The organism is Paenibacillus aurantiacus (genome assembly GCF_042431225.1).
Taxonomy (GTDB): Bacteria; Bacillota; Bacilli; order Paenibacillales; family Paenibacillaceae; genus Paenibacillus_Z; species Paenibacillus_Z aurantiacus.
This window is the reverse complement of record NZ_JBHMDO010000031.1, coordinates 81,187-101,603: the sequence shown is the minus strand read 5'-3', so window position 1 is coordinate 101,603 and position 20,417 is coordinate 81,187. Positions and strand designations below refer to the sequence as shown.

Sequence of the window (20,417 nt, the reverse complement as noted above, 5' to 3'; positions counted from 1 at the left end):
TTATTTGCTGTTGTTTTCTCTAACCGTCTTAAGGCGTGGGAGCCCGACGAGCTTTTATACAACGCAAGGTATACGTTTGTCCGTGAGCTTTGGCATACCGCAAAATTTTGCGGAGCATGGAGGTATCCTGCACCTTCGTGAACGGGCAAGGATCAGGATTGGTGTTGACCTCCAGCATCCAGAGCCGCAGCCTCCGGTCTATCGCAATATCAAGACCGAACACGTGCAGGGCGGGGTCGGATTTGCTTAGCAGACGTGCGGTTTGGATGGAGATGTCACCCATCCTCCTGATCAGCTGGCTCGCCTCTTTCTTGCCTGCCGCGTTCTGGAGCAGCTGGGCAGAAGGATAGATCGTTCCGCCTTGACTGCCGTTCGTGACGGCCTTTTTGGGGTGTGCGAGCCTCGCGACTGTGCCGGTGCACTCCCATTTGCCCCGCGGATTCCGCTGCACCATAACCCGAAAATCAAACGGACGCTCGAGGTGCTTCAGCATATAGATGCCTCTTTGCACAAGATACGGCTTTGTTCCGACCTGGCGGCGAATGGAGGCGTACATGGAGGGGAAGGAAGGGAAGACATACTTCGCCTCGCCGTTCTGATAACGGTATTCTTGGTTTCGTGTCCGCTCGACCCGCATGACCCCAATGCCTAGCGCTCCGACGGCCGGCTTGATATACACCATGCCGTATTGCTTGAGCATACTGGCAAGACTCTTCCTCGACATGGGCACCGTGCTGGGGACATACTGGGCTAGATCGCCGTGTTTCATTATGATTGTAGTTTTGACGAGCTTGTTAATAAGCTTCGTACGTCTACGTTTCATGACCATTGCTCCTCTCCCGTTCATGACTTCTACGGACTCCTCTAGTTTACGAATGCGGGGTATTTGTGGTGATAGTTGTCCGCCTAGACCACGAACCGTTATGGATGCCCGTTTATTGAACCGTCCACGGTTGACGCTCATAGCTTGAATTAACGACTGAAAGCGGGGGCTCCATATGAATGCTGATCATGTGCTGGTAGAGAAACTTCGTCAAACTAGGCTTCTGTTCCCCTGGTATGAATCGCTGATATCCCCAGCCGCAGAAGCTGGTGGACTCCCCCATGCGTGCAGGCTAGAGGAGCTGCCGCTTATGACGGCGGAAGTGCTGGAGCAGTATTATTATGCTGCGGATGAGCCATTCGCCGGACGAACGGATGTGTATTGCTATAAGACGAGCGGAACAAGCTCGGGACGAAGGAAGAGCATTTACTATTCCGACGAGGATGAAGAGAGATACTTAGCCATCAAATTAAACGTCGTTCAAACGATTCTCTCGGGTTCTCGCCTGACCAGAGCGATGGCGGATATGGGCACAGGCCATGCAGCCGCAACAGCAGAGGCTGTGTTCAGACAGCTTGGCATGGAGGTGGAGTCGATTCCTTTCCAGCAGCCGATCGAGCAGCATCTGGAACGGCTTGCCGCTTTCCGTCCCGAGGTGCTGTATACGATGCCCTCCATCCTGGACCGGATCTTGATGGCTTCGCCGGACCCGAGCAGCTATGGGATTCGTAAAGTTATTCTCGTCGGCGAAGCGGCGCCGCCAGCCTGGCAGCAGCGCGTCGCAGAGCGTCTAGGCATTCGCCATGACGAGATTACGGATACGTACGGCTCCATTGAGATTGGCACCATTGCGCACTATGATCATGAGCTTGGCAGATATGTGTTGACGGAAGGGCTGATCGCGGAAGGCTTGCGTGCGGAGGAAGCGGGCGTAGAGGCGGCCGAGCTCGGAGTCGACGAGCGGATTCTTGTCCTCACCTCAACCGTACGCGACTTGTTTCCGGCCGTGCGTTTCGTAACCTATGACGTTGTCCGTGATTTTCAATTCATCGTCGTGAACGGCGCAACCAGGGCAAGCTTCAAGAGTCTTGTGAAGCGAGTCGGCAACGAGCTGAAGCATGGGGAGAAAATAAGCGTTTACGATATTGAAGACGCTGTTTATCGTCACATTCGCGATGCTGCCATCCGGGTGGTGGCGAAAGACAATGCGCTGACGGTGCATATTTTGGGCGAGACGACCGCGCCTGATGTGTTGGAAGCGATTAAGCGGGAAATCGCGGGCAGCATCCCCGAGATCGGCATCATGATCGAGGGTGGCATTCTGCGGGAAATCCGGGTGGTCGCAGACTCCTTCGATGATACGGTACACCGTCAGACGGTCAAAGGGAAGAAGATCCATAAGGCATAGGGGCGTGTCGGGATGAATACAGAGGAGGGCATCTTTCAATTCGTAGGCGAGACTCCATTACTTCCGCTTCGGCGTTTGTACAGCGGTCTGCCATTTCAGGTTTACGCGAAGCTTGAGTTTATGAATCCCGGAGGGAGCGTTAAAGCCAGACCGGCTCTCTACATGATTCGAGAAGCCATCCGGCGGGGCGATGTCCATGCGAAGTCGGTTGTGATCGAATCGAGCTCCGGCAATTTGGGCATAAGCCTGGCGCAGATTTGCTGTTATCTGGGCTTACGCTTCATATGTGTCGTCGATCCGCGAACGACCGAACAGCATATGGCGATTATTCGCAGTTATAACGGCGAGATTGATCTCGTCACGGAACCGGATCCAGACACGGGCGAGTTCCTTCCGGCACGCATTCGAAGGGTGAATGAGCTGCTCGCGCAAATTCCCGGCAGCTACTGGACGAATCAGTACGCGAACCCGGACAACTATCGGGCACATGCCAACACGACGATGAAGGAAATCGCAGCATCCCTTCCGCAGCTCGATTATTTATTTTGCGGGGTCAGCTCATGCGGTACGGTTCGAGGCTGTATTGAATATATCCGGGAGAAGGGGCTGAAGACGAAGATCGTGGCGGTTGACGCAGTCGGGAGCGTTATTTTCGGCGGGGAGAAAGGGAAAAGACGGCTGCCGGGGCTAGGGGCGGGCATCGTTCCGGGCCAATACAGGCCGGATATGGCCGATCATGTCGTGGCGGTCACCGATATGGAATGCGTGCAGGGCTGCAGAGATCTCGTCCGCTCCGAAGCGATCCTCTCCGGCGGCTCCTCCGGTGGCATTGTTGCGGCCATTCGCAAGCTGGCCGATTCGATACCGGAGGGCTCGGTCTGTGCGGCGATTCTCCCGGATAGCGGCGAGCGATACCTATCGACTGTCTATGATGACGAATGGGTGGAGAAGGAATTACGAACGAGTCCGACGCATCCAAGTGCAGGTGTTCGCCTATGCGATATGTGAATGATGCGCATATCCAGGAGCTGGGGATCGATTGGAACGAGCTGATCAACGTTGTGGAGCAGGTCGCTCGAACGATCGATGTTGGGGATTTTGCGCAGCCGCTCAAGCCTTATTTGCGGTTCGGCGATCCAGCGAATCGGATCATCGCGATGCCGGCCTTCGTCGGCGGGGAGGTCGACATGTCGGGGATCAAATGGATTGCGAGCTTCCCCGGCAACCATCAACGTGGGCTGCCGCGGGCGCATTGCATCGTCATCTTGAACGATCCTGTTACGGGCAAGCCGGCAGCCTGCTTCGAAGGCGGCCTGCTTAGCGGCTTACGCACCGCCGCGGTCAGCGGGTTGATGATGCGGCATTATCAGGCGGTTCGTGGGCATACTGCTCGAAAGGTCGGCATTGTCGGCTGGGGGCCGATCGGCCGGCTGCATGCGGCAATGGCTAAGGACGTGCTCGGTACAGCGCTCGAGCGCATCACGGTGTTTGACTTAAACGGGGTTGATCCCGATACGATCGAACCCGCTCTACGGCCCTTCATCGATGTCGAAACCAGCTGGCAAGCGCCATTCCGGGCGTCGGACGTGTTCATTACCAGCACGGTGTCTAAATCACGCTATATCGATGAAACTCCAGATGCCGGGAAACTGCTGCTTAATATCTCGCTGCGGGATTATAAGCCGGAGAGCATTCGTTCTGTACGCGCCGTCGTTGTTGATGATTGGCAGGAGGTCTGCCGGGAGAATACCGATATTGAGCAGCTTCATCTCGAGCATGGCCTGAAGCAGTCGGATGTGTTGACGATCACCGACGTCGTATGCCGGGGCAGACTCGCGGACTACGGAACGGACGAAACCGTATTTTTTAGTCCAATGGGGCTCGCGGCCTTCGATATTGGGATTGCCGCGTACTTCCTGCGCAAGGCGGAGTTAAGCGGAATTGGAATCGAGCTTGCATAATTATGGTGCGCTCGTGGGACAAGAGCCTGTATACTTAGAAGCTGCGAAGCTGCAGCTTTTTTTGTTTTCATGATGATAGAAGTTCAAGTAGGCGTATTGACAACAGCGGCGCGGCATTTGCAACTTCGGGCACCGCAACTTTTGGCTTCCGGTGTGCGTATGAATATCGGTAAAGTTGTTAGAAAATGGATCGCGCAGCCGCTTTACGCGTGCGAATCTAGCTCCGGTTCTTGCAGACCGCGGACGTAGATGACGTAGCAGCCACGATCTTCATCCACTTCGGTGGAGGTGGTGTACATCTGCCCTTGGCCTGTAACATCGACGACGTCCTTGAGCAGATAGCGAATGACGTCGAAGTGGGTCGCGCAGGGCAGCTCGGCTAGCAGCATGCCGGATCGGCTGGGATGGCGGAATTCGATGAATATGCCTTTGCCCCGGTAATGCTTCTCGTCCGGATACCTCACATTCGGGCCCATCTCCTCGATAACCAGGATCTCGGCATCACCGTCCATCTCGTTGGCAAGCAGCTTATACTGCCGTTCTCCGGCGACGAGATAGGTGCACAGCTGCCGGGCATAGCGTTCGTCGGGCGCAATCTCGTAAGACAGGAACGGATCGTACCTGCCATTGCCGCGGTCGATGAAGTACGTGAAGGATTGCATTCGTCTCACTCCTGTTCTTTGGCCAATTCGGCGCCTTGGAAGATGGAAGACGCGAAGTAGAAATCAACTTGGAGGTCATGATGTCTTCAAAAATCAGTTTAACACAAAAGGTGATGTTGGGCATTTCCGGTGCCGCGCTCGCCGCAACCACAGCAGGATGCTCCAGCACGGGGTACGCGAAACCGCCAAAGCCGAATGACAGCAGCTGCCTGGATTGGGATTACGATGCTTCGGAAGGCGTCTACGAATGCGACGATTCTTCCTCCTCGCACCATGGCTCTTATTATTACAACGGGAAGTACTATAAGACCAAGAATTCCCTGAAGAGCAACAGCGATTATCAAAGCTATCATGCCCAGTATATCAAGAGCAAAAGCAGTTCCGGCTTCGGATCGGGCAGCTCGAGCAGCGGAGGCTGACACGCCATGCGACATGACGCTCGTCGAAGCCTGTTTTATGGGCAGCTCGACCGGTATTGGGCGGATCTTTATGGCGAAGAGTATTCTCTATTCGATGCCCATATCGTGAAGGACGAGGAGATCGAAGCCATTCGGGAAGCTACGGCGCGAATCGGTCATATTTATCGGAGAGTCGCAGAACTGCTCCAGTCGGTGGACGGACGGACGCTGCTCGATCTTGGGTTTCCTGCAAGCTCGGTTCCGTATCTTCAAGCCGCCGGTTCGACTCTCCCGGTCATTGCCCGGTTGGATTTGGTCCCGGAGGGCAGTACGTATCGGGTCATGGAGATCAATGCGGATACGCCAACCTTCATTAAAGAGCTGTATCACGTTAACGGTCTGGTCTGTGAACAATTCGGACTTCATGACCCGAATGCCGGGCTGGACGCGCAGCTGGCGGCTGCCGTCAGAAGAAGGATATTCGCTGCCTGGGAGGCGCTTGAAGGGGAAGGGTTACCGGTCATTGCATTCACGGCGCACGAGGACAACGTCGAAGATGCGAATACGGCGTTATATCTGCAGGAGCTGTCCGGACTTCCCTCGCGGTTCGTTCCCCTTCATAAGCTGCAAATCATTCAAGGGGAAGGCTTGTTTGACGAGGAGGGTGTGCGAATTGACGTCCTGTATCGGCAAACCTATCCGATCGAGCAGATGATCGAGGATACCGATGCGGAAGGGCGTCCGATCGGACTGTGGCTGCTGGAGTTGGTACGGGGCGGCAAGGTGGCCATGTTGAATCCGCTGTCAGCGTTCTTGCTGCAGGCGAAGTCGGTGCAGGCCGTGATTTGGGGGCTTCACGAAGAGGGCAGCGCGTATTTCTCGGCAGAGGAGCATGGCTGGATCCGAGATCACTTCTTGCCGACCTATCTGGAACCCGATCCGTTCCTGGAACGAATGGAGAGGTACGTGAGGAAGCCGTCTTTTGGGCGGGAAGGCAATTCGGTCAAAATCTACGACGGCGACGGGAAGCTTCAACTCGCCGATCCGCAGGCTAGCTATGAGCATTACCTGCCGGTCTATCAACGCTGTCTCGATATGCCGTCCGTTTCGTTCCGAACCGTGCAAGGAGAACGCGAAGGGGCTTATATGATCGGCAGCTTCCTGATCGACGGCAAGCCGGGGGCGATCGGCCTTCGCGCAGGGAATACCATTACCGATAATCTGTCGTATTTCTTGCCGGCAGGTCTAGCGAAAAAATAGGAAAGCAAAGGTGAATGTCTGGTCATGAACAATTTATACGTGGATTTTATCTCTTATTCGGCGCTCGGATTCGCGATACTGATCGTCGGCTTGATTCTCTTTGAACTCACGACGAAGAACAAGGAATTCCGGCTGATCTTCAGCGGCAATGCCGCAGCGGGACTGTCGCTTGGCGGTCGACTAGCGGGACTGGCGATCGTCGTTCGCGCGGCCGCCGAGAATTCGATCTCGTTATCCGATATGCTGTTGTGGGGGATCATTGGCATCGTCTCGCTCATTGTCTTGTTCTATCTCGCCGAATTATTAGCCCTGCTGTTCGGCAGAGCGATCGGCGTACCGGTGACGATTACGAAGGCGGTCGATCAGAATAATATTGCGGTCGGAATCATGATCCTGCTGCTCTCGGTCAGCGTCGGACTAGTGATCGCCGGTTGTCTCTCGTATGATCCGCAATTGCACTAGCACGAAGGATGGCTGAGGCTAGTCTAGCCATTGCTATCATTTTGGCAGAGAAGGGCCAGAGGAGCGGAGCTCCAATCTGGTCTTTTTGCTTTTTGGCTGGCTGCAAGCATTATGCTGACGGGGGTAGCGTTCGAATATAGATGTTATTTATTGACCGAGTGGAATGAGGTTCGGTTAATATACGATTAGCGAATAAATAGAAACAAGGGGGAATAAAGATGAGGATCGTTTTTGCAACGGACTCTGACTATGAGTACATACGAGAACGAGACCGTCATATTGTTGAGCGTTTAATTGGGTCGAAAATAATGGGAAAAGAAATATACATGCTTCGCGATGAAGACGAAAGTACGATTGGATGGATGAGGTATGGATATTTTTGGGACAACACGCCTTTTATGAACTTGATTTGGATCGATGAACCATATCGGGGCAAAGGTGCGGGAATGCAAGCGGTCCTCTTCTGGGAAGAGCAGATGAGACTGAGTGGCTTCAATATGATGATGACATCCACTCAGGCAGATGAAGGAGCTCAGCACTTTTATAGAAAACTAGGTTATCGAGATGCTGGATGCTTACTACTTGATTCACAACCAATGGAAATACTGCTTACCAAGAAGTTCAGCTAAATGAAATACGATAGCATAATGAACCCACGACAGCAGCCGATCCGCGATCGGCTGCTGTTCGGCGTGGATACAACATGATTGATAGATAGTATTCTGACATCAAATTGGCGAACGCATTGGATAATCATCCAATCTTGTCCGATGCGCGTGACATATACTGTCGTATATTCGATCTGGAGGTGTAGGTATGCTTCAACTAAACGGAATTGTCGGCGGGAGTAAGCCGATTCAGTTAAAGCCCGGACAAAGTATCGATGTGCAGACGATTGTGATTGATGTGCCTAACGGAAAAAAGCTCGTGTTGAAAAGTTTGAACTTCTTGTTGTCCAACGATGCATTCGTCTTCAAGGTGGAGGCATTGCCTTCAACCGGAACGTTCATTGCTCGTGGGGGTTCCGGTGATTTGCAGCCGAACAAAGTGCTCTTCAACAACAAGACCGGAGACGGCGTCCGGATCTTTCTAAACATCTCCGTCATCAATAAAGCGAAAAATACCCGCACATTGGACCGCAACTCCTGTTGGTTGTTGAAACTTGCGCGCGTTTGAAGACCTTCGGATTCGGCGGGAAGGCAAGTGTCGGATGACAAAAACATATATACCTAAAAGTCGCGTAATCGCGGCTTTTTTTGCCTGAGTGCCCGGTTAGCCGAGAGATTCTGCGCAGGAGCTGATCGGATAACGTAGAATAGACCTGAGTTTAAGCTAGAATTACTGGCTTGAGCACTTCTTCGCACCATTGCCGAAAGCTTGTGCCGGCAGGCTGTGCCTGCTGCCAATCCATGTCGTAGATACCCTCGTTTTGGGCATGCACCATATCCATATAGTCCTGTGCCCATGCCACCGTCCCGAATTGCGTTAATGTTGCTTTATAGTCGGCTAGCGAGACTTGTTGAAAACGGATAGACCAGCCTAGCACTTCAGACATGACCTGCGCCATTTCATGTGGTGACAAAGAATCGGGACCAAACACCGGGACGCTGTCTTGGCCGCTCCAGGATTTATCGAGCAAAAGCTTGGCAGCCACGGTGGCGATATCTCGGGTGGCGCAGGTAACGAGCTTGCGTTCTCCGGTGTTGGGCATAAGTAACATCCCTTGGTTTTTGATTGTCTTGAGTTGGAGAAGCAAATTTTCTAAAAAGTACGGCATGCGCAACGATCGGTAACTCACGCCCGAGCTTTCTAGTAGGCCGTCCATCTCAAAAGCCGCCGATAATAGCCCGGCGTTACGGCCGAACTCACGCCCCATGCTGGACACGCCTACAACTCGTTTCACGCCGTGACGCTTAATTGCTTGACAAGCTGGCCGGGTGAATTCCACATAATAATCCCTGGTATTCTCGACTCTAGGGTTCGGAGGTACCAACCAGAGCACGCTGTCTGCACCTGCGAACGCCTCCGTTAGGACATTGAAGTCATTGTGTGATCCTTGAAAGACTTCTACATGCTCGCGCACGCGCTGCGACAATCGGGAAGGATCCCGCGCAATTACGCGGATAGCCTCCCCGCTATCGATGACGCTGTCGAGGACTTGGTGTCCAATCTGACCAGTGGGAGTGGTGATAACGATCATACCATTCATCCTTTCTGTTATTACTAAAAACCAACAGTGTTGTTTAAACTACGCTGTCAGTGATAATCTTATGATAGCGACTTAAGCTGCACAACCAGCAATCACACGCTTTCGTAGCTTAGACAACATAAGTACCTATGTGTTGATTATTCAATTTTTGAGGTGAGAACAATAATATGCCGACCAATGCGAAAGATCCTCGGGTAAAACGGACACGCCAACTGTTGATGCAAGCTTTTATGGAGCTGCTTGAACAAAGGAGAAATATCCATTCCATTACCGTACAGGATATTACGGCTCACGCGACCGTAAATCGGGCTACGTTCTATGCGCATTTTGAAGATAAGTATGCATTTCTTGAGTGCTGGATGAGAGAGAAATTTCAGAGAAAGCTGATGAATGAGCTGCCAGATGCTGCTTTATCCGATATGGGGAGCCTGCGAGCGCTTATTTTAATCGTTTTCGATTTTCTTGTCCGTACTCGCCAGTATATGACGGTAGGAGACCGTCAGTTTGAACCGTTGTTTGAGATTGCGATGCAAAAGGAATTGTATGACCAACTATTAGCCTGGTTAAGCAAACAAACGGACTCATCTGTTTCAAGAGAAACGGTGGAGACTACAGCCCTCATTGCAAGCTGGGGCATATTCGGGGCAGCGTTCGAGTGGAGTAGACAACCGCATAATAAAACGGCGGAAGCCATGGCGCGGGAAGTCTTGGTGGTTGTGGCGGCGGCTTTGGCACCTGTGCTAGGGTAACTAACGGAAAGCTGCCGCGATGGCAGCTTTACTACGTTAACGGGTATACTTCTCGACCATTTGATTCAAATAATCCCGAAAATCTTCAACGTAGGCTTTCGGATCTACGATTTCCAGATTTGTCCCGAAGCTCGCTAAGAATTGAAAGCCAATACTGTTCTGTGGAACATGGACGGTCGCTAAGAAATAGTCAGCACTATAGGGTTCAATACTCTTCCGACCGTGCCGCTCAATGAAGTGATCGGCTATGATAGGCGAAATCAACGCCTTAATCGTGACGAGTTGAGGTTGATAACCTGTTTCGTGCTCTTGCTCTAGTCCATCATCTCTAGGGTTAAAGGTGCTGTCATCCATTAGAAGATGATCGATCCTGGATAATTTAAATGTTCGATATCGCTGACGCTGTAAGCAGAATCCCTTCAAGTACCAGCTCGATTCACTAAAATGAAGTTGATAGGGCTCGACGATTCTATTCGTCATGCTCCCATTCCGATCGATATAATCGAATGAAACTAACCTTCTCTTTAAGATCGATTGTTGGCAGATTCTCAAGATTTGAAGAACCTCCGACCGTCCTTCCCATTCATAAAATGACAGTTGGATTGGACCTTTTGGAGACAAGGGGCTCACCATGGCCTCTATTTTTCTGAGGGTCACTTCAACTTCTTCGCTAACTAGAATTTGTTCCAACCCTCCGAGCGCAGTCAATATATTCTCCAAGTCGGAGCTGCTCAAAAGCCGTTTATCCACCTTGTATTCATCCATAATGCCGTAGCCGCCATTCATGCCATGGATCGCGTAGATCGGAATGTTCGATAAACTCAATGTTTCCATATCCCGAAGAATCGTTCGTTTGGACACATTGAATAATTGGGCGAATTCTGTTGTTGTCACGATATCTTTTTTCAGCAAGATCATAATGATCGATATTAATCGCTCAACCTTCTCCATAAGTTCCCCTTTTTTTGTGCTTTGTTTTAAAAGGTGACAATAAGATGTCACCGATTATACATTATACTTCATTTATCACAAGAAGGAGGAATTACTTTATGGCAGCAGTTGCATATTTAAATTGGGATGGAATCGCAGAACAAGCAATTGAATTTTATTCGGAGGCGTTACAAGCAAGCGAGGTGAAGAAGGTAAAATTCAGCGATTTTCCGCAAGATCCGAACTACCCATTGCCAGAGAATGAATTGAACATGATCATGGAGTGTTCCATCGAATTCGCTGGCGGGAAAATCATGATGTCGGACATTCTACCTTCGATGAAGCGTGTAACAGGCGAGTTGGTGACAGGGAACAACATACTGATTAGCATCGTTATGGATGATAAACAGACACTGGGCAATTACTTCTCTAATTTGTCCGAAGGTGGGTATGTGATCATGCCCTTATCCGAAATGCCTTGGTCTTCCTGCTTCGGCATGTTGGTCGATAAGTTTGGTGTAGTGTGGAAGTTTAATCGTGACGCCGATCGTTTTCTTGATCAAGTTATTGCTAGCAAATAGAAGCTAGACGAGAAATGGCCTTGATTTATGATGCCTTCAATCTATCCATGACAGTCGCTCAATAAGAGCAGCTGTCATTTTTTTGGTTTATGTGGGGCAAGGGAAGTGAATTCTTGTTAAAAGAGGACGATGCCCATTAGTATGAGGGGGATGCAAAGTATGGGTTACATATGCCTATTAGATGCCAGTCAAAGTGTTTCGTCGAGAGTATTACCTTGACAGTCACAGTACCGAGTCGTACTATACAACTATGGAGGTGACGACATGAGCGAGAACAAGATCACATCCGACCTGCTTCGCGGACATACGGATACAATGGTGTTACGGCTCTTGTCCGAAGCCGATCGCTACGGTTATGAGATTGTCAAACTCATTGCCGAGCGCTCGGGCGGCGAGTATGAATTGAAGGAAGCGACGATGTACTCCAGCTTCCGGCGGCTTGAAGCGGACGGCGACATCGAGTGGTATTGGGGCGATGAATCCCAGGGCGGACGGCGCAAGTATTTTCGGATTACCGCCAAGGGCAAGGATACATACACCCGCAACAAGAGCAACTGGGAGTATGCCAAGCGCGTGCTAGAAAACCTACTATAAGGGGAGGTTTGCGATGATGAATCAAAGATTGTCGGACTATCTGAACCGTATGTTCACGCCATACGACGGGGTGAAGAGCGTCACCGAATTAAAGGCCGACCTGCTCTCCGATCTACAGGAGCGGTATCTTGAACTCCGTGCCGAGGGCAAGGACGATGAGACGGCGTTCCAGCTGACGGTCGAAAGCATCGGCGATATCGAGCAAACGATTCTGGAGGTCGCCAACCTCTCCCGGTCGCTGGAACGGCAAGTCGTGACCAACTTTAGCGGGAGCAACCTGGCACAGAGCGACTTCGCGGGCGTGACAGCCCACAAAGGACAGTTCAACGGCAGCGCGCTGCGCGGCTCCGACTTCTCCGGCGCCGATCTGACCGGCAGTTCGTTCAAGGGCAGCGATGTGCGCGAAGCGATCTTCGACGGCGCGAATCTGACGGACTGCAGCCTATCGGCTCTGGACCTGACGAAGGCAAGCTTCAAGAAGGCGATACTGGTACGCACTAACTTCAGCGCGGCAGGCCTTGAGGGAGCCCAATTCACGGGTGCACGACTAACCGACGCGACATTCACGACGACCGATCTTAGAAAAGTCAGCTTTGAAGGTTGCATATTCGATGGCGTGGACTTCACCTATTCCGACCTAAGCGGGCAGAATTTCGACGGACAGACGTTCATCGGCGTCAAGTTTGACAAATCGGGATTGCAAGGCGTGTCATTCAAGGGCGCTACGCTCAAGAACGTATCCTTCCAGTCGATGTCGATCTTCTCGAAGAAGTATTACCGTGCGATCAAGACCATCGACTTCGACGGCGCGACGATGGATAAACTAACCTTCGCGCTGCTCAAAGGCATGGAAGCCAATTTGTCGAATGTGACCGTCGTATAATGGTAACAAGATTATAATTGCTTAAAAGCCGCCTAGCTGCGGCTTTTTTTGTTATATACAACGATGATAGCCAAGCGCTGTTTGTGGTATTGTCTACGGTAAGCACGATTGCAGGAGTCCATTACGTACAACCCATCTCAAAATAACCGCTTGCAGGTTACGTTACGTAACCCTTTATACTAGGAACCCGAAGAAGCTTTTCAAGCTGGAAGGAGGGGACGATGCAAGCAACGACCTATTTCACGACAGGAGAACTTGCGAAATTGACGGGCCTTACGCTTCGTACCTTGAGATATTACGACCAGATCGGATTGTTAATTCCGGCGAAGGACCAAGCAGGAATAGCAAGGCGGTATGACACGAACGATCTAAGGCGGCTGCAGCAAATTCAAACCTTAAAGTATGTCGGTCTTTCGCTCGACGAGATCAGAGGTCTACTGGCTGCTGAAGCAGAGACGGAGCGGACCATTCGCGATTCGCTTCTGTCTCAATTGGACATTTTGCGTCAAAAAATGGTTCATACCGAGAACGTTGCCAAGGCGATCCGGACAGCATTGGATGTAGACGACGGTGTGGGCGGCGGGACTTGGTCACAGCTCGCACGGATTATTCAAGCCGTACAGATCGAGCAAGGGTGGGGAGAGCAGTATCGAAGCGCCGCTCGGCTGCAAACCCGCATCCATCTCTATGATCGATTTAGTACGAATCCGCAGGGATGGCACAACTGGGTATTGGATCAATTGGGCGAAGAGCAGGGAATACATCTGCTGGAGGTCGGCTGTGGCGACGGTTCCTTGTGGCTGCGCAATATCGACCGTATTCCGCCGAGCTGGCGCATTACGTTGACCGATCAATCCATGGGCATGCTGGAGGAAGCGCGGAACCGGCTCAAAGGCCAACCTCAGTTCAAATTCATCCAGATGGATGTTCAGGATATTCCTTTCCATGATGAGATGTTCGATAAGGTGATCGCGAATAACATGCTGTATCATGTGCCGGACATTCCACGGGCCATCCATGAACTCTACCGTGTGCTGAAGCATGGCGGTGAATTGTATACCACGACGATGAGCCTGCGACATCTGCAGGAGGTGGAGCAGCTGGGTGCCTCATTCGATCCCGACATGGAAGTGCTGGACCGGGTCATCGAGCGATTCAATCTAGACAATGCGCCTGAGCTGCTCTTGCCTTACTTCCAGGAGTTGAGATCTTGCTTGTATGAGGATCGTTTACTCATCACCGAGGCAGAGCCGTTGATCGATTACATGACTTCCACGCCTATGAATGCACGGTCGATCTTGCAAAGTAAGGAACGGGAACGATTTCGCGTCTACATCGAGAACATTCTGGAACGTCAAGGCCCAATATGGGTGACCAAAGAGAACGGCATGTATATAGGGAGGAAGAATTCGAATGGAGAAGAATCAACCAAGGCTCCGTAACATTACCGAGGAGCTGTTATCGGACAATTGGTATGTGCTGAAGAAGGTCACCTTCGAGTATCAGAAGGAGAATGGGGAATGGGAGGCGCAGTCGCGCGAAGTGTACGACCGCGGCAATGGCGCGACCATCCTTCTGTATAACCGGGAGAAGCAAACGGTTGTGTTGACCCGCCAATTTCGGATGCCTACCTATAAAAATCACAACGCCACTGGCATGCTGATCGAAACCTGCGCAGGCTTGCTCGATCAAGAGTCGCCGGATGCCAGCATTATTCGCGAGACGGAGGAAGAGACGGGGTACAAGCTCCGGGAGGTTCAAAAAATCGGCGAAGCCTATATGTCCCCAGGTTCCGTCACGGAGCTCATTCATTTCTATGTCGGCGAGTACGACGATACAATGGCCGCAAGCAAGGGAGGGGGACTCGAAGAAGAGCAGGAAAATATCGAAGTGTTGGAGCTTCCCTTCCTTGAAGCGCTTGAGATGATCCGGACCGGGGAGATTCGGGACGGCAAGACCGTGATGCTGCTCCAATATGCAGCGCTTCACGGACTTCTTGAGGGAGCGTCTCGCCGCAGAACCGCCGATAAACCGCTGCATATTCTTGTAGCAGGGCCTTATCGGTCGGGTACCGGCGACGACCATGAGAGAATCGATCAGAACGTTCGATTCATGAATGAAATTGCACTGCAGGTCTATGAAACCGGACATATGCCGGTTCTGGGAGAATGGTATGCGCTCCCCTTAATCGCTACGGCAGGTTCAACGTCAATCGGAGACGAGACGTTTACCCGTATATTTCATCCGTCCTCCGAAAGACTGCTCGCGCATTGCGATGCTGTATTACGAGTTGGCGGCCCATCCGCAGGCGCAGATGAGATGGTGCGCATTGCGAAGGAGAAAGGGAAGCTGACCTTTGAGCGATTGGAAGATCTCCCTCAATGCGTTCGGCTGCCGTAGCTTTGAAATCCGCCTGCCCTATGTCTCGAATAAAATTTCTCCGGTACGCGACAGGTCATATCCCGAGATGGCCTGAAGCTCTTTCTTGAACGCTTCGGAGCGTAATATATTCAAAAATGCCGGAAGCCAAGCCAGCGTCTCGTTATTCTTCATCACAACGAGATCATAGCGCTCCTGGATGAGCGGAATGAAGTCGACCTGGCCGACGATGGAGGCGGCCTTCTCGATCCCCACGCCAACGTCCGCTTCACCCATAGCCACTTGAGAGGCAACGCCGAGATGGTTAGTTTGTTCGTTAGCATATCCATCGAGCTGATGCGGTGCGATTCCGCGCAATCGGAGCTGCTCGTCCAGCAGAACGCGAGCGCCGGAACCTCGTTCCCGATTGACAAGGCGAACTCCAGGCCGACTTACGTCCTCCCACGATTGAATACGGAGCGGATTGCCTTGTTGCACATAGAAGCCTGCATGGCGGGCTAACAGATTCACGACCATATAAGAAGAGCCCACGAATAACTTGCGGATATAGGGGAGGTTATACTCTCCGGTGTCCCCATCCAGAAGATGCGTGCTCACGATATCGGATTCCCCGCGGTACATCGAGACCAGACTATCCATGCTGCCGACATACGCGCGCAGCGGGCGGTAACCGGGGATATGTCGCTCGATATGTTTGGACAGAATATCCAGACTGATATCTTGTCCGGTGATCACAATCGTAGACGCGCTAATACCCGCCGCTTGTCGGTTCGCGGGGGCAGCATGAGCGGTTGCGGCACTCAGATCGGTTCTATGATGACCCTTTGCCCGCTGTTTGTAGGCTTCGAGATCGGAGGCGTCCACGCGCATTTGTTTGCCGACCCGGTAGGAGGGCAGCTCTCCTTTTTTGATCAGATCATAGACGGTCAGCTTCGATATTTTCAAAAGTTTGGCGATTTCTTCGGTCGTGTAGGATATTTCGCTTGTCATCCGAGTCCTCCTTGCTGCTGGTAACGATCGATTCAGGTCACTCCATTGTAGCACACTTCCAAATGTAAACGCTTATAGGCAGTCAAAAAGCCCTTTCGCCGTCCGGCAGCATGCGGACGAGAAAGGGCTGTTCGATTAGGAATCTCTTGTCATTCGGTTGGAGAGCAGCAGCATGACGAACGATAACAACAGCATGACGCCGGACCAAGCCCAGGCCATCTGCATGCTTCCGCCATCCGCGGCTACATAGATAGCCGTGGGGATCGTCTGTGTTCTGCCTGGAATGTTGCCTGCAATCATAAGCGTCGCGCCGAACTCGCCTAATCCCCGGCAAAAGCTAAGAATATAGGCAGAGGTAAGCGAGCGGCTGGCCAATGGGATCGAGATGAACCGGAATACCTGCCAATCGTTGGCTCCGATAGCCCGGGCGGAATCCTCGAGGTCGATATCGATGCTGTCGAAGCCGGCTTTCATGGAGCGATAGGCAAGCGGGAAGGCGACTACCACTGCCGCAATCGCCGCAGCACCCCAAGTGAACAGTATAGGCCCGTTGAAAATAGCCTCGTAGGTTTGGCCAATCCAGCTGCGCCGGCCGAGCAAGACGAGCAGGATAAAGCCGACGACGGTAGGCGGCAAGACGAGCGGCAAGAGCAGGATCGTCTCCACGATGCTTTTGCCGACAAAGCGCGTTCGCGACATCTTATAGGCTACCGCTAACGAACAAATAAAGACGATAATGCTGGCCGCGATGGAGATCTGCACGGAAAGCCAGATCGGTTCGAAAAATGTTGTCCAGTCCAAGCGATCATTCCTGACTCATGGAGATTAACGCAGGGCGAAACCGTACTTTTTGAAGACCGTGTCGGCTTCTTGGGATTGAAGGTATTGATAGAATTCGGTTGCCTCGGCTGCGTGTTCCGATTCCTTCAATACGCCGGCAGGGTAGACGATCGGCGCATGAACGCTAGGAAGAATGTTGATGGCGATCTTCACTTTATCGGACGTGAGCGCATCCGTCTTGTAGACGAATCCCGCATCGACGTTGCCGGTTTCGACATAAGTCAGAACCTGGCGCACATCCTTCGCATAGACGAGTTTATCCTTAAGCGTATCCCACACGTTGCGCGCGGTCAACGTTTCTTTCGCGTATTGACCGGCCGGCACGGATTCCGGTTGGCCTACCGCGACTTTCTTGATATCCTTGGCGGTTAATTCTTTGACCGTTGTGAAGGCGCGCTTGGAATCGGAGGGAATGACCATGACCAGATCGTTATTCAAAATGTTCTTGCTATCCTTGATCAAATCTTGCTTCACAAGCGCATCCATTTGCTTTTGGCCCGCGGAGAAAAACACATCGGCGGGAGCTCCTTGCTCGATCTGTTTCTGAAGCGTGCCGGAAGAACCATAGTTGAACGTTAGATCAATGTCCGTATGTTTCTTCTCATAAAGTTTCTCGAGCTCCTCGAGACTGTCTTTCAGACTGGCTGCAGCAGAAATAATCAGCTCCGTCTTCTTGGCTGCGTGAGCCGGTTGTGTCGGCACCGATAAAGTTGTGACAGCGAGCACGGCAGCTAGAGGAAGGATCCCGTTCTTCATCTTCAACGCCCCCAGATACATGAATGTACAATATGTCAACTATAGTAACATATCCAAATATGGTTTAGTAGTGTTTTGATATAATTAGTGATGTTTAGTTATGTTATATCTATTATAAATTGTAGATTAACCTTCAGTTAGTTAACCCCCACACATTTACAGGAATGGTTGATCTGAGTAAGATAAAGTAAGCTTTTATTTATTTCTGGAGATCGTAGGGGGACAACCAATGATTCAGTCATTCATCTTTGATATGGACGGGACGCTTTTTCAAACCGATAAAATTTTATAGCTATCCCTTGAAGATTTGTTCAATCATTTGAGAGCGCAAAAGCAATGGGAGGAAGAGGCGCCTACGCCAATCGATCAGTATCGCAAAATTATGGGCGTACCGCTGCCGAAAGTATGGGAGACGCTGTTGCCCGACCATTCGGCTGAAATTCGAGAACGAGCGGATCAATATTTCTTGGAACGATTAATTGACAACATACGAGATGGAAAAGGAGCTTTGTACCCTCACGTGGAGGACGTTTTCCGCTATTTAATCGAGAATGATTGCTCCATATACATAGCAAGCAACGGGTTGACCGAATATTTGAATACCATTGTAAGTCACTATCGGTTGGATCGTTGGGTGACGGAGACGTTTAGTATCCAGCAGATTGAATCGTTGCATAAATCCGATCTGGTCAAGTCGATTGTGGAGAAGTACGGTATTACGGAAGGGGCAGTCGTCGGGGACCGCCTTTCGGATATCCATGCTGCCAAAGATAACGGGCTAGTTGCGATCGGATGTAATTTTGATTTCGCGCAACCGGCGGAGCTGGCTCAAGCCGATCTCGTCATCGATGACTTGGTTGAGCTTCAGGAAATCGTACATCGATCGTGATCGAGTACCCCCCAATGAGGAGGATCATCCATGCTAAAGAAACTACTTTTGACGGCAGCGCTGATGACAAGCAGTTTTGGCGCCGCGTATCCCGCCGTGGCAGCCGAAGCCATTACCCCCGTATTACATGAGGCCATCATCCTTAGCGTAGGCAGTTCGAAAGTTTACGTGAACGGGAAACTGGGCCGCATTGGCGATAGCGGCCAAGCCGCCGCGCCTTTCGTGGACCAAGGGACGACGCTCGTCCCGCTGCGGTTCATATCCGAGAAGCTGGGCGCGAAGCTGACGTGGACGCCACAGACTCAAGAAATCAAGCTGCAGGCGGGCACCGAGACCGCCACGATGCGGGTCGGCGAACGCACGCTTCGCATCAATGACCGGACGATAACGATGAATGTGCCGAGTCAGACGAGGCAGGGCATTACGTTCCTACCGCTTCGGCACGTGGTGGAAGATTTGCTGCACCAGCAGCTGTATTACAAGAACGGGATCATCGTCATCAGCCAAGAGGCGACCACGATTGCCGAGAACGAGCTGGCCGAACTTTCGAACGTACTGAAGCCGCGCGTCGTCTTCAGCGGCGGAGAGGACCTTATCTATGTGTATGGGGACGGAACTAGCGCTCAGCAATCCTTTAGCGATTCGGTCGGTCCGGGGCTGGTACATGCAGTCGACGAGGATGGCGAATATTTCTACATTTCGGAAGACAATTTCTCGGTCAATTATGAACGCTTGTATAAAGTATCGGCCGATGGCGAGATTGCGAAGAAGCTCCAGTTCAACTCGGATTCGCAAATGGAATTCATCCTGGCACAGGATGGCGACCAGTATTACAACACGAAAGGCAGCATCGTTCGGATCGCAAACGACGATAGCGCGAGCCAGAAAGTTCTCGGGAAAGGCCGTCTGACGAAGGACGCGGTTTATATCCGGGGTGGCGTCATCTGGTTTACGGATTACGACGACAAAGGCTACGCGATTTACAAACTCCAGGACGGCAAGAAGACGAAGATCTCCGGCAACGACGCTTTTCTGAAGTTCGGCGCGGACAATTGGATTTACTACACCCATTATGAGAATAACCGCCATTCGCTCTATCGGATGTCGACGGACGGCACCAAGAAGACGAAGCTATCCCGGGAAGCTGATGTCGCGGAAGCCATACTGGTTCAGAACTCCATCTATTTCATCGATAATAAAACGCAATCACTGCGGAAGATGACGCTAGACGGCTATAGCCAGAGAGGGGTGCTCAAGCTGACGAACCCGGGCGCTGGTATTTTCGCGGGAGACAACGGTCGCATCTTTGTCACCGAGGAGGATCAGCAGCTTGGGGGTTCGACCCAATGGCTCATTCAAGTGGACCCGGTGACGGGGGCGAATCGGCAGCTGGCAAAGGCCGCGCTGGATTTTAATTATGGATGGGTGCGCATCTTGAACGTGAAGACGGTAGGCGAGTATGTCTCTTATACGTTCGGCAACGAGGTTTATGTGGTGAAGAACGACGGCTCAGCCAGCCGGAAGGCGGGTACCCTTGGTGGCGTCAGCTCACGGGAGCCCATGAGCGTGAACGTGAACTTTTAGCGCGGGCAGAAAATAACTAAAGACAGCTCTGCACTTGATATCCTTGCTTCTGCAGGGTG

At 51.8% G+C, this 20,417-nt stretch carries 22 protein-coding genes and 1 pseudogene; 16 read left to right on the top strand and 7 right to left on the bottom strand.

Going from position 1 to position 20,417, the window contains the following annotated elements; genetic code table 11:
• Window positions 1-28 precede the first annotated feature (28 nt).
• The gene (locus ACFFSY_RS18485) at window positions 29-823 is read right to left on the bottom strand and encodes a YheC/YheD family protein (RefSeq protein WP_377496724.1); all 795 of its coding nucleotides are present in this window, start codon (window positions 821-823) and stop codon (window positions 29-31) included.
• A 310-nt stretch (window positions 824-1,133) separates the two neighbouring features.
• Between ACFFSY_RS18485 and ACFFSY_RS18480 the strand changes: the two genes are divergently transcribed.
• From ACFFSY_RS18480 to ACFFSY_RS18470, 3 genes are read left to right on the top strand one after another with little or no spacing between them, the layout of a single operon-like run.
• The gene (locus ACFFSY_RS18480) at window positions 1,134-2,231 is read left to right on the top strand and encodes an AMP-binding protein (protein ID WP_377496722.1); all 1,098 of its coding nucleotides are present in this window, start codon (window positions 1,134-1,136) and stop codon (window positions 2,229-2,231) included.
• A 12-nt stretch (window positions 2,232-2,243) separates the two neighbouring features.
• A complete protein-coding gene (gene sbnA, locus ACFFSY_RS18475; protein WP_377496719.1) occupies window positions 2,244-3,239 on the top strand; it encodes a 2,3-diaminopropionate biosynthesis protein SbnA in 996 nt (331 codons plus the stop codon).
• Window positions 3,227-4,192: a 2,3-diaminopropionate biosynthesis protein SbnB gene (locus tag ACFFSY_RS18470; protein WP_377496717.1), complete on the top strand. Its 966-nt coding sequence runs from the start codon at window positions 3,227-3,229 to the stop codon at window positions 4,190-4,192. The genes sbnA and ACFFSY_RS18470 overlap by 13 nt, the downstream gene beginning before the upstream one ends.
• A 203-nt stretch (window positions 4,193-4,395) precedes the next feature.
• On the opposite strand, the gene ACFFSY_RS18465 is transcribed toward ACFFSY_RS18470, so the two are convergent.
• Window positions 4,396-4,854: a response regulator gene (locus ACFFSY_RS18465; protein WP_377496715.1), complete on the bottom strand. Its 459-nt coding sequence runs from the start codon at window positions 4,852-4,854 to the stop codon at window positions 4,396-4,398.
• Between the two features lie 77 nt (window positions 4,855-4,931).
• Between ACFFSY_RS18465 and ACFFSY_RS18460 the strand changes: the two genes are divergently transcribed.
• The 5 genes from ACFFSY_RS18460 to ACFFSY_RS18440 all read left to right on the top strand — a co-directional run bounded on the left by ACFFSY_RS18460 (window position 4,932) and on the right by ACFFSY_RS18440 (window position 8,150).
• Window positions 4,932-5,273, top strand: coding sequence for an aminotransferase yhxA (locus ACFFSY_RS18460; RefSeq protein WP_377496713.1), 342 nt, complete (start codon window positions 4,932-4,934; stop codon window positions 5,271-5,273).
• A 6-nt stretch (window positions 5,274-5,279) separates the two neighbouring features.
• The gene (locus ACFFSY_RS18455; RefSeq protein WP_377496711.1) at window positions 5,280-6,512 is read left to right on the top strand and encodes a glutathionylspermidine synthase family protein; all 1,233 of its coding nucleotides are present in this window, start codon (window positions 5,280-5,282) and stop codon (window positions 6,510-6,512) included.
• 24 nt (window positions 6,513-6,536) lie between these two features.
• Window positions 6,537-6,974, top strand: a complete 438-nt coding sequence (locus tag ACFFSY_RS18450) for a DUF350 domain-containing protein (protein WP_377496709.1) — start codon at window positions 6,537-6,539, stop codon at window positions 6,972-6,974.
• 218 nt (window positions 6,975-7,192) lie between these two features.
• Window positions 7,193-7,603 carry a GNAT family N-acetyltransferase gene (locus ACFFSY_RS18445; RefSeq protein WP_377496707.1) on the top strand — a complete coding sequence of 137 codons (411 nt, stop codon included), beginning with the start codon at window positions 7,193-7,195 and terminating at the stop codon, window positions 7,601-7,603.
• 187 nt (window positions 7,604-7,790) lie between these two features.
• Window positions 7,791-8,150: a hypothetical protein gene (locus tag ACFFSY_RS18440; RefSeq protein ID WP_377496705.1), complete on the top strand. Its 360-nt coding sequence runs from the start codon at window positions 7,791-7,793 to the stop codon at window positions 8,148-8,150.
• Between the two features lie 151 nt (window positions 8,151-8,301).
• On the opposite strand, the gene ACFFSY_RS18435 is transcribed toward ACFFSY_RS18440, so the two are convergent.
• Window positions 8,302-9,174, bottom strand: coding sequence for an NmrA family NAD(P)-binding protein (locus ACFFSY_RS18435; protein WP_377496703.1), 873 nt, complete (start codon window positions 9,172-9,174; stop codon window positions 8,302-8,304).
• 176 nt (window positions 9,175-9,350) lie between these two features.
• On the opposite strand from ACFFSY_RS18435, the gene ACFFSY_RS18430 reads away from it, so the two are divergent.
• Entirely contained in the window at window positions 9,351-9,932 is a 582-nt protein-coding gene (locus tag ACFFSY_RS18430; protein ID WP_377496701.1) for a TetR family transcriptional regulator, read from the top strand.
• A gap of 36 nt (window positions 9,933-9,968) precedes the next feature.
• Here the strand turns inward: ACFFSY_RS18430 and ACFFSY_RS18425 are convergent, their stop codons facing one another.
• Complete coding sequence (locus ACFFSY_RS18425; RefSeq protein ID WP_377496699.1) at window positions 9,969-10,883, bottom strand: helix-turn-helix transcriptional regulator; 915 nt, start codon at window positions 10,881-10,883, stop codon at window positions 9,969-9,971.
• 98 nt (window positions 10,884-10,981) lie between these two features.
• Between ACFFSY_RS18425 and ACFFSY_RS18420 the strand changes: the two genes are divergently transcribed.
• The 5 genes from ACFFSY_RS18420 to nudK all read left to right on the top strand — a co-directional run bounded on the left by ACFFSY_RS18420 (window position 10,982) and on the right by nudK (window position 15,320).
• On the top strand, window positions 10,982-11,443 hold the full coding sequence (locus ACFFSY_RS18420; RefSeq protein ID WP_377496698.1) for a VOC family protein: 462 nt from the start codon (window positions 10,982-10,984) through the stop codon (window positions 11,441-11,443).
• 264 nt (window positions 11,444-11,707) lie between these two features.
• Window positions 11,708-12,037, top strand: coding sequence for a PadR family transcriptional regulator (locus ACFFSY_RS18415; protein WP_377496696.1), 330 nt, complete (start codon window positions 11,708-11,710; stop codon window positions 12,035-12,037).
• A 16-nt stretch (window positions 12,038-12,053) separates the two neighbouring features.
• Window positions 12,054-12,920, top strand: coding sequence for a pentapeptide repeat-containing protein (locus ACFFSY_RS18410; protein ID WP_377496857.1), 867 nt, complete (start codon window positions 12,054-12,056; stop codon window positions 12,918-12,920).
• A gap of 221 nt (window positions 12,921-13,141) precedes the next feature.
• Window positions 13,142-14,362: a MerR family transcriptional regulator gene (locus ACFFSY_RS18405; protein ID WP_377496694.1), complete on the top strand. Its 1,221-nt coding sequence runs from the start codon at window positions 13,142-13,144 to the stop codon at window positions 14,360-14,362.
• Window positions 14,334-15,320 (top strand): GDP-mannose pyrophosphatase NudK, encoded by a 987-nt coding sequence (nudK, locus tag ACFFSY_RS18400; protein WP_377496692.1) that lies wholly within the window; start codon window positions 14,334-14,336, stop codon window positions 15,318-15,320. Before ACFFSY_RS18405 ends, nudK begins: the two co-directional genes overlap by 29 nt.
• Before the next feature lie 18 nt (window positions 15,321-15,338).
• Here nudK and ACFFSY_RS18395 read toward each other — a convergent pair whose 3' ends face one another.
• The 3 genes from ACFFSY_RS18395 to modA form a co-directional block, all read right to left on the bottom strand.
• Window positions 15,339-16,289, bottom strand: a complete 951-nt coding sequence (locus ACFFSY_RS18395; RefSeq protein WP_377496690.1) for a helix-turn-helix transcriptional regulator — start codon at window positions 16,287-16,289, stop codon at window positions 15,339-15,341.
• Between the two features lie 135 nt (window positions 16,290-16,424).
• Window positions 16,425-17,090, bottom strand: a complete 666-nt coding sequence (modB, locus tag ACFFSY_RS18390) for a molybdate ABC transporter permease subunit (protein ID WP_377496688.1) — start codon at window positions 17,088-17,090, stop codon at window positions 16,425-16,427.
• 24 nt (window positions 17,091-17,114) lie between these two features.
• Window positions 17,115-17,885, bottom strand: coding sequence for a molybdate ABC transporter substrate-binding protein (gene modA / locus ACFFSY_RS18385; protein WP_377496686.1), 771 nt, complete (start codon window positions 17,883-17,885; stop codon window positions 17,115-17,117).
• Between the two features lie 229 nt (window positions 17,886-18,114).
• Between modA and ACFFSY_RS18380 the strand changes: the two are divergent.
• Together ACFFSY_RS18380 and ACFFSY_RS18375 are read left to right on the top strand one after the other, a co-directional pair.
• Window positions 18,115-18,774 (top strand): annotated as a pseudogene (locus ACFFSY_RS18380) (HAD hydrolase-like protein).
• Between the two features lie 30 nt (window positions 18,775-18,804).
• A complete protein-coding gene (locus tag ACFFSY_RS18375; protein WP_377496684.1) occupies window positions 18,805-20,358 on the top strand; it encodes a stalk domain-containing protein in 1,554 nt (517 codons plus the stop codon).
• Window positions 20,359-20,417 lie beyond the last annotated feature (59 nt).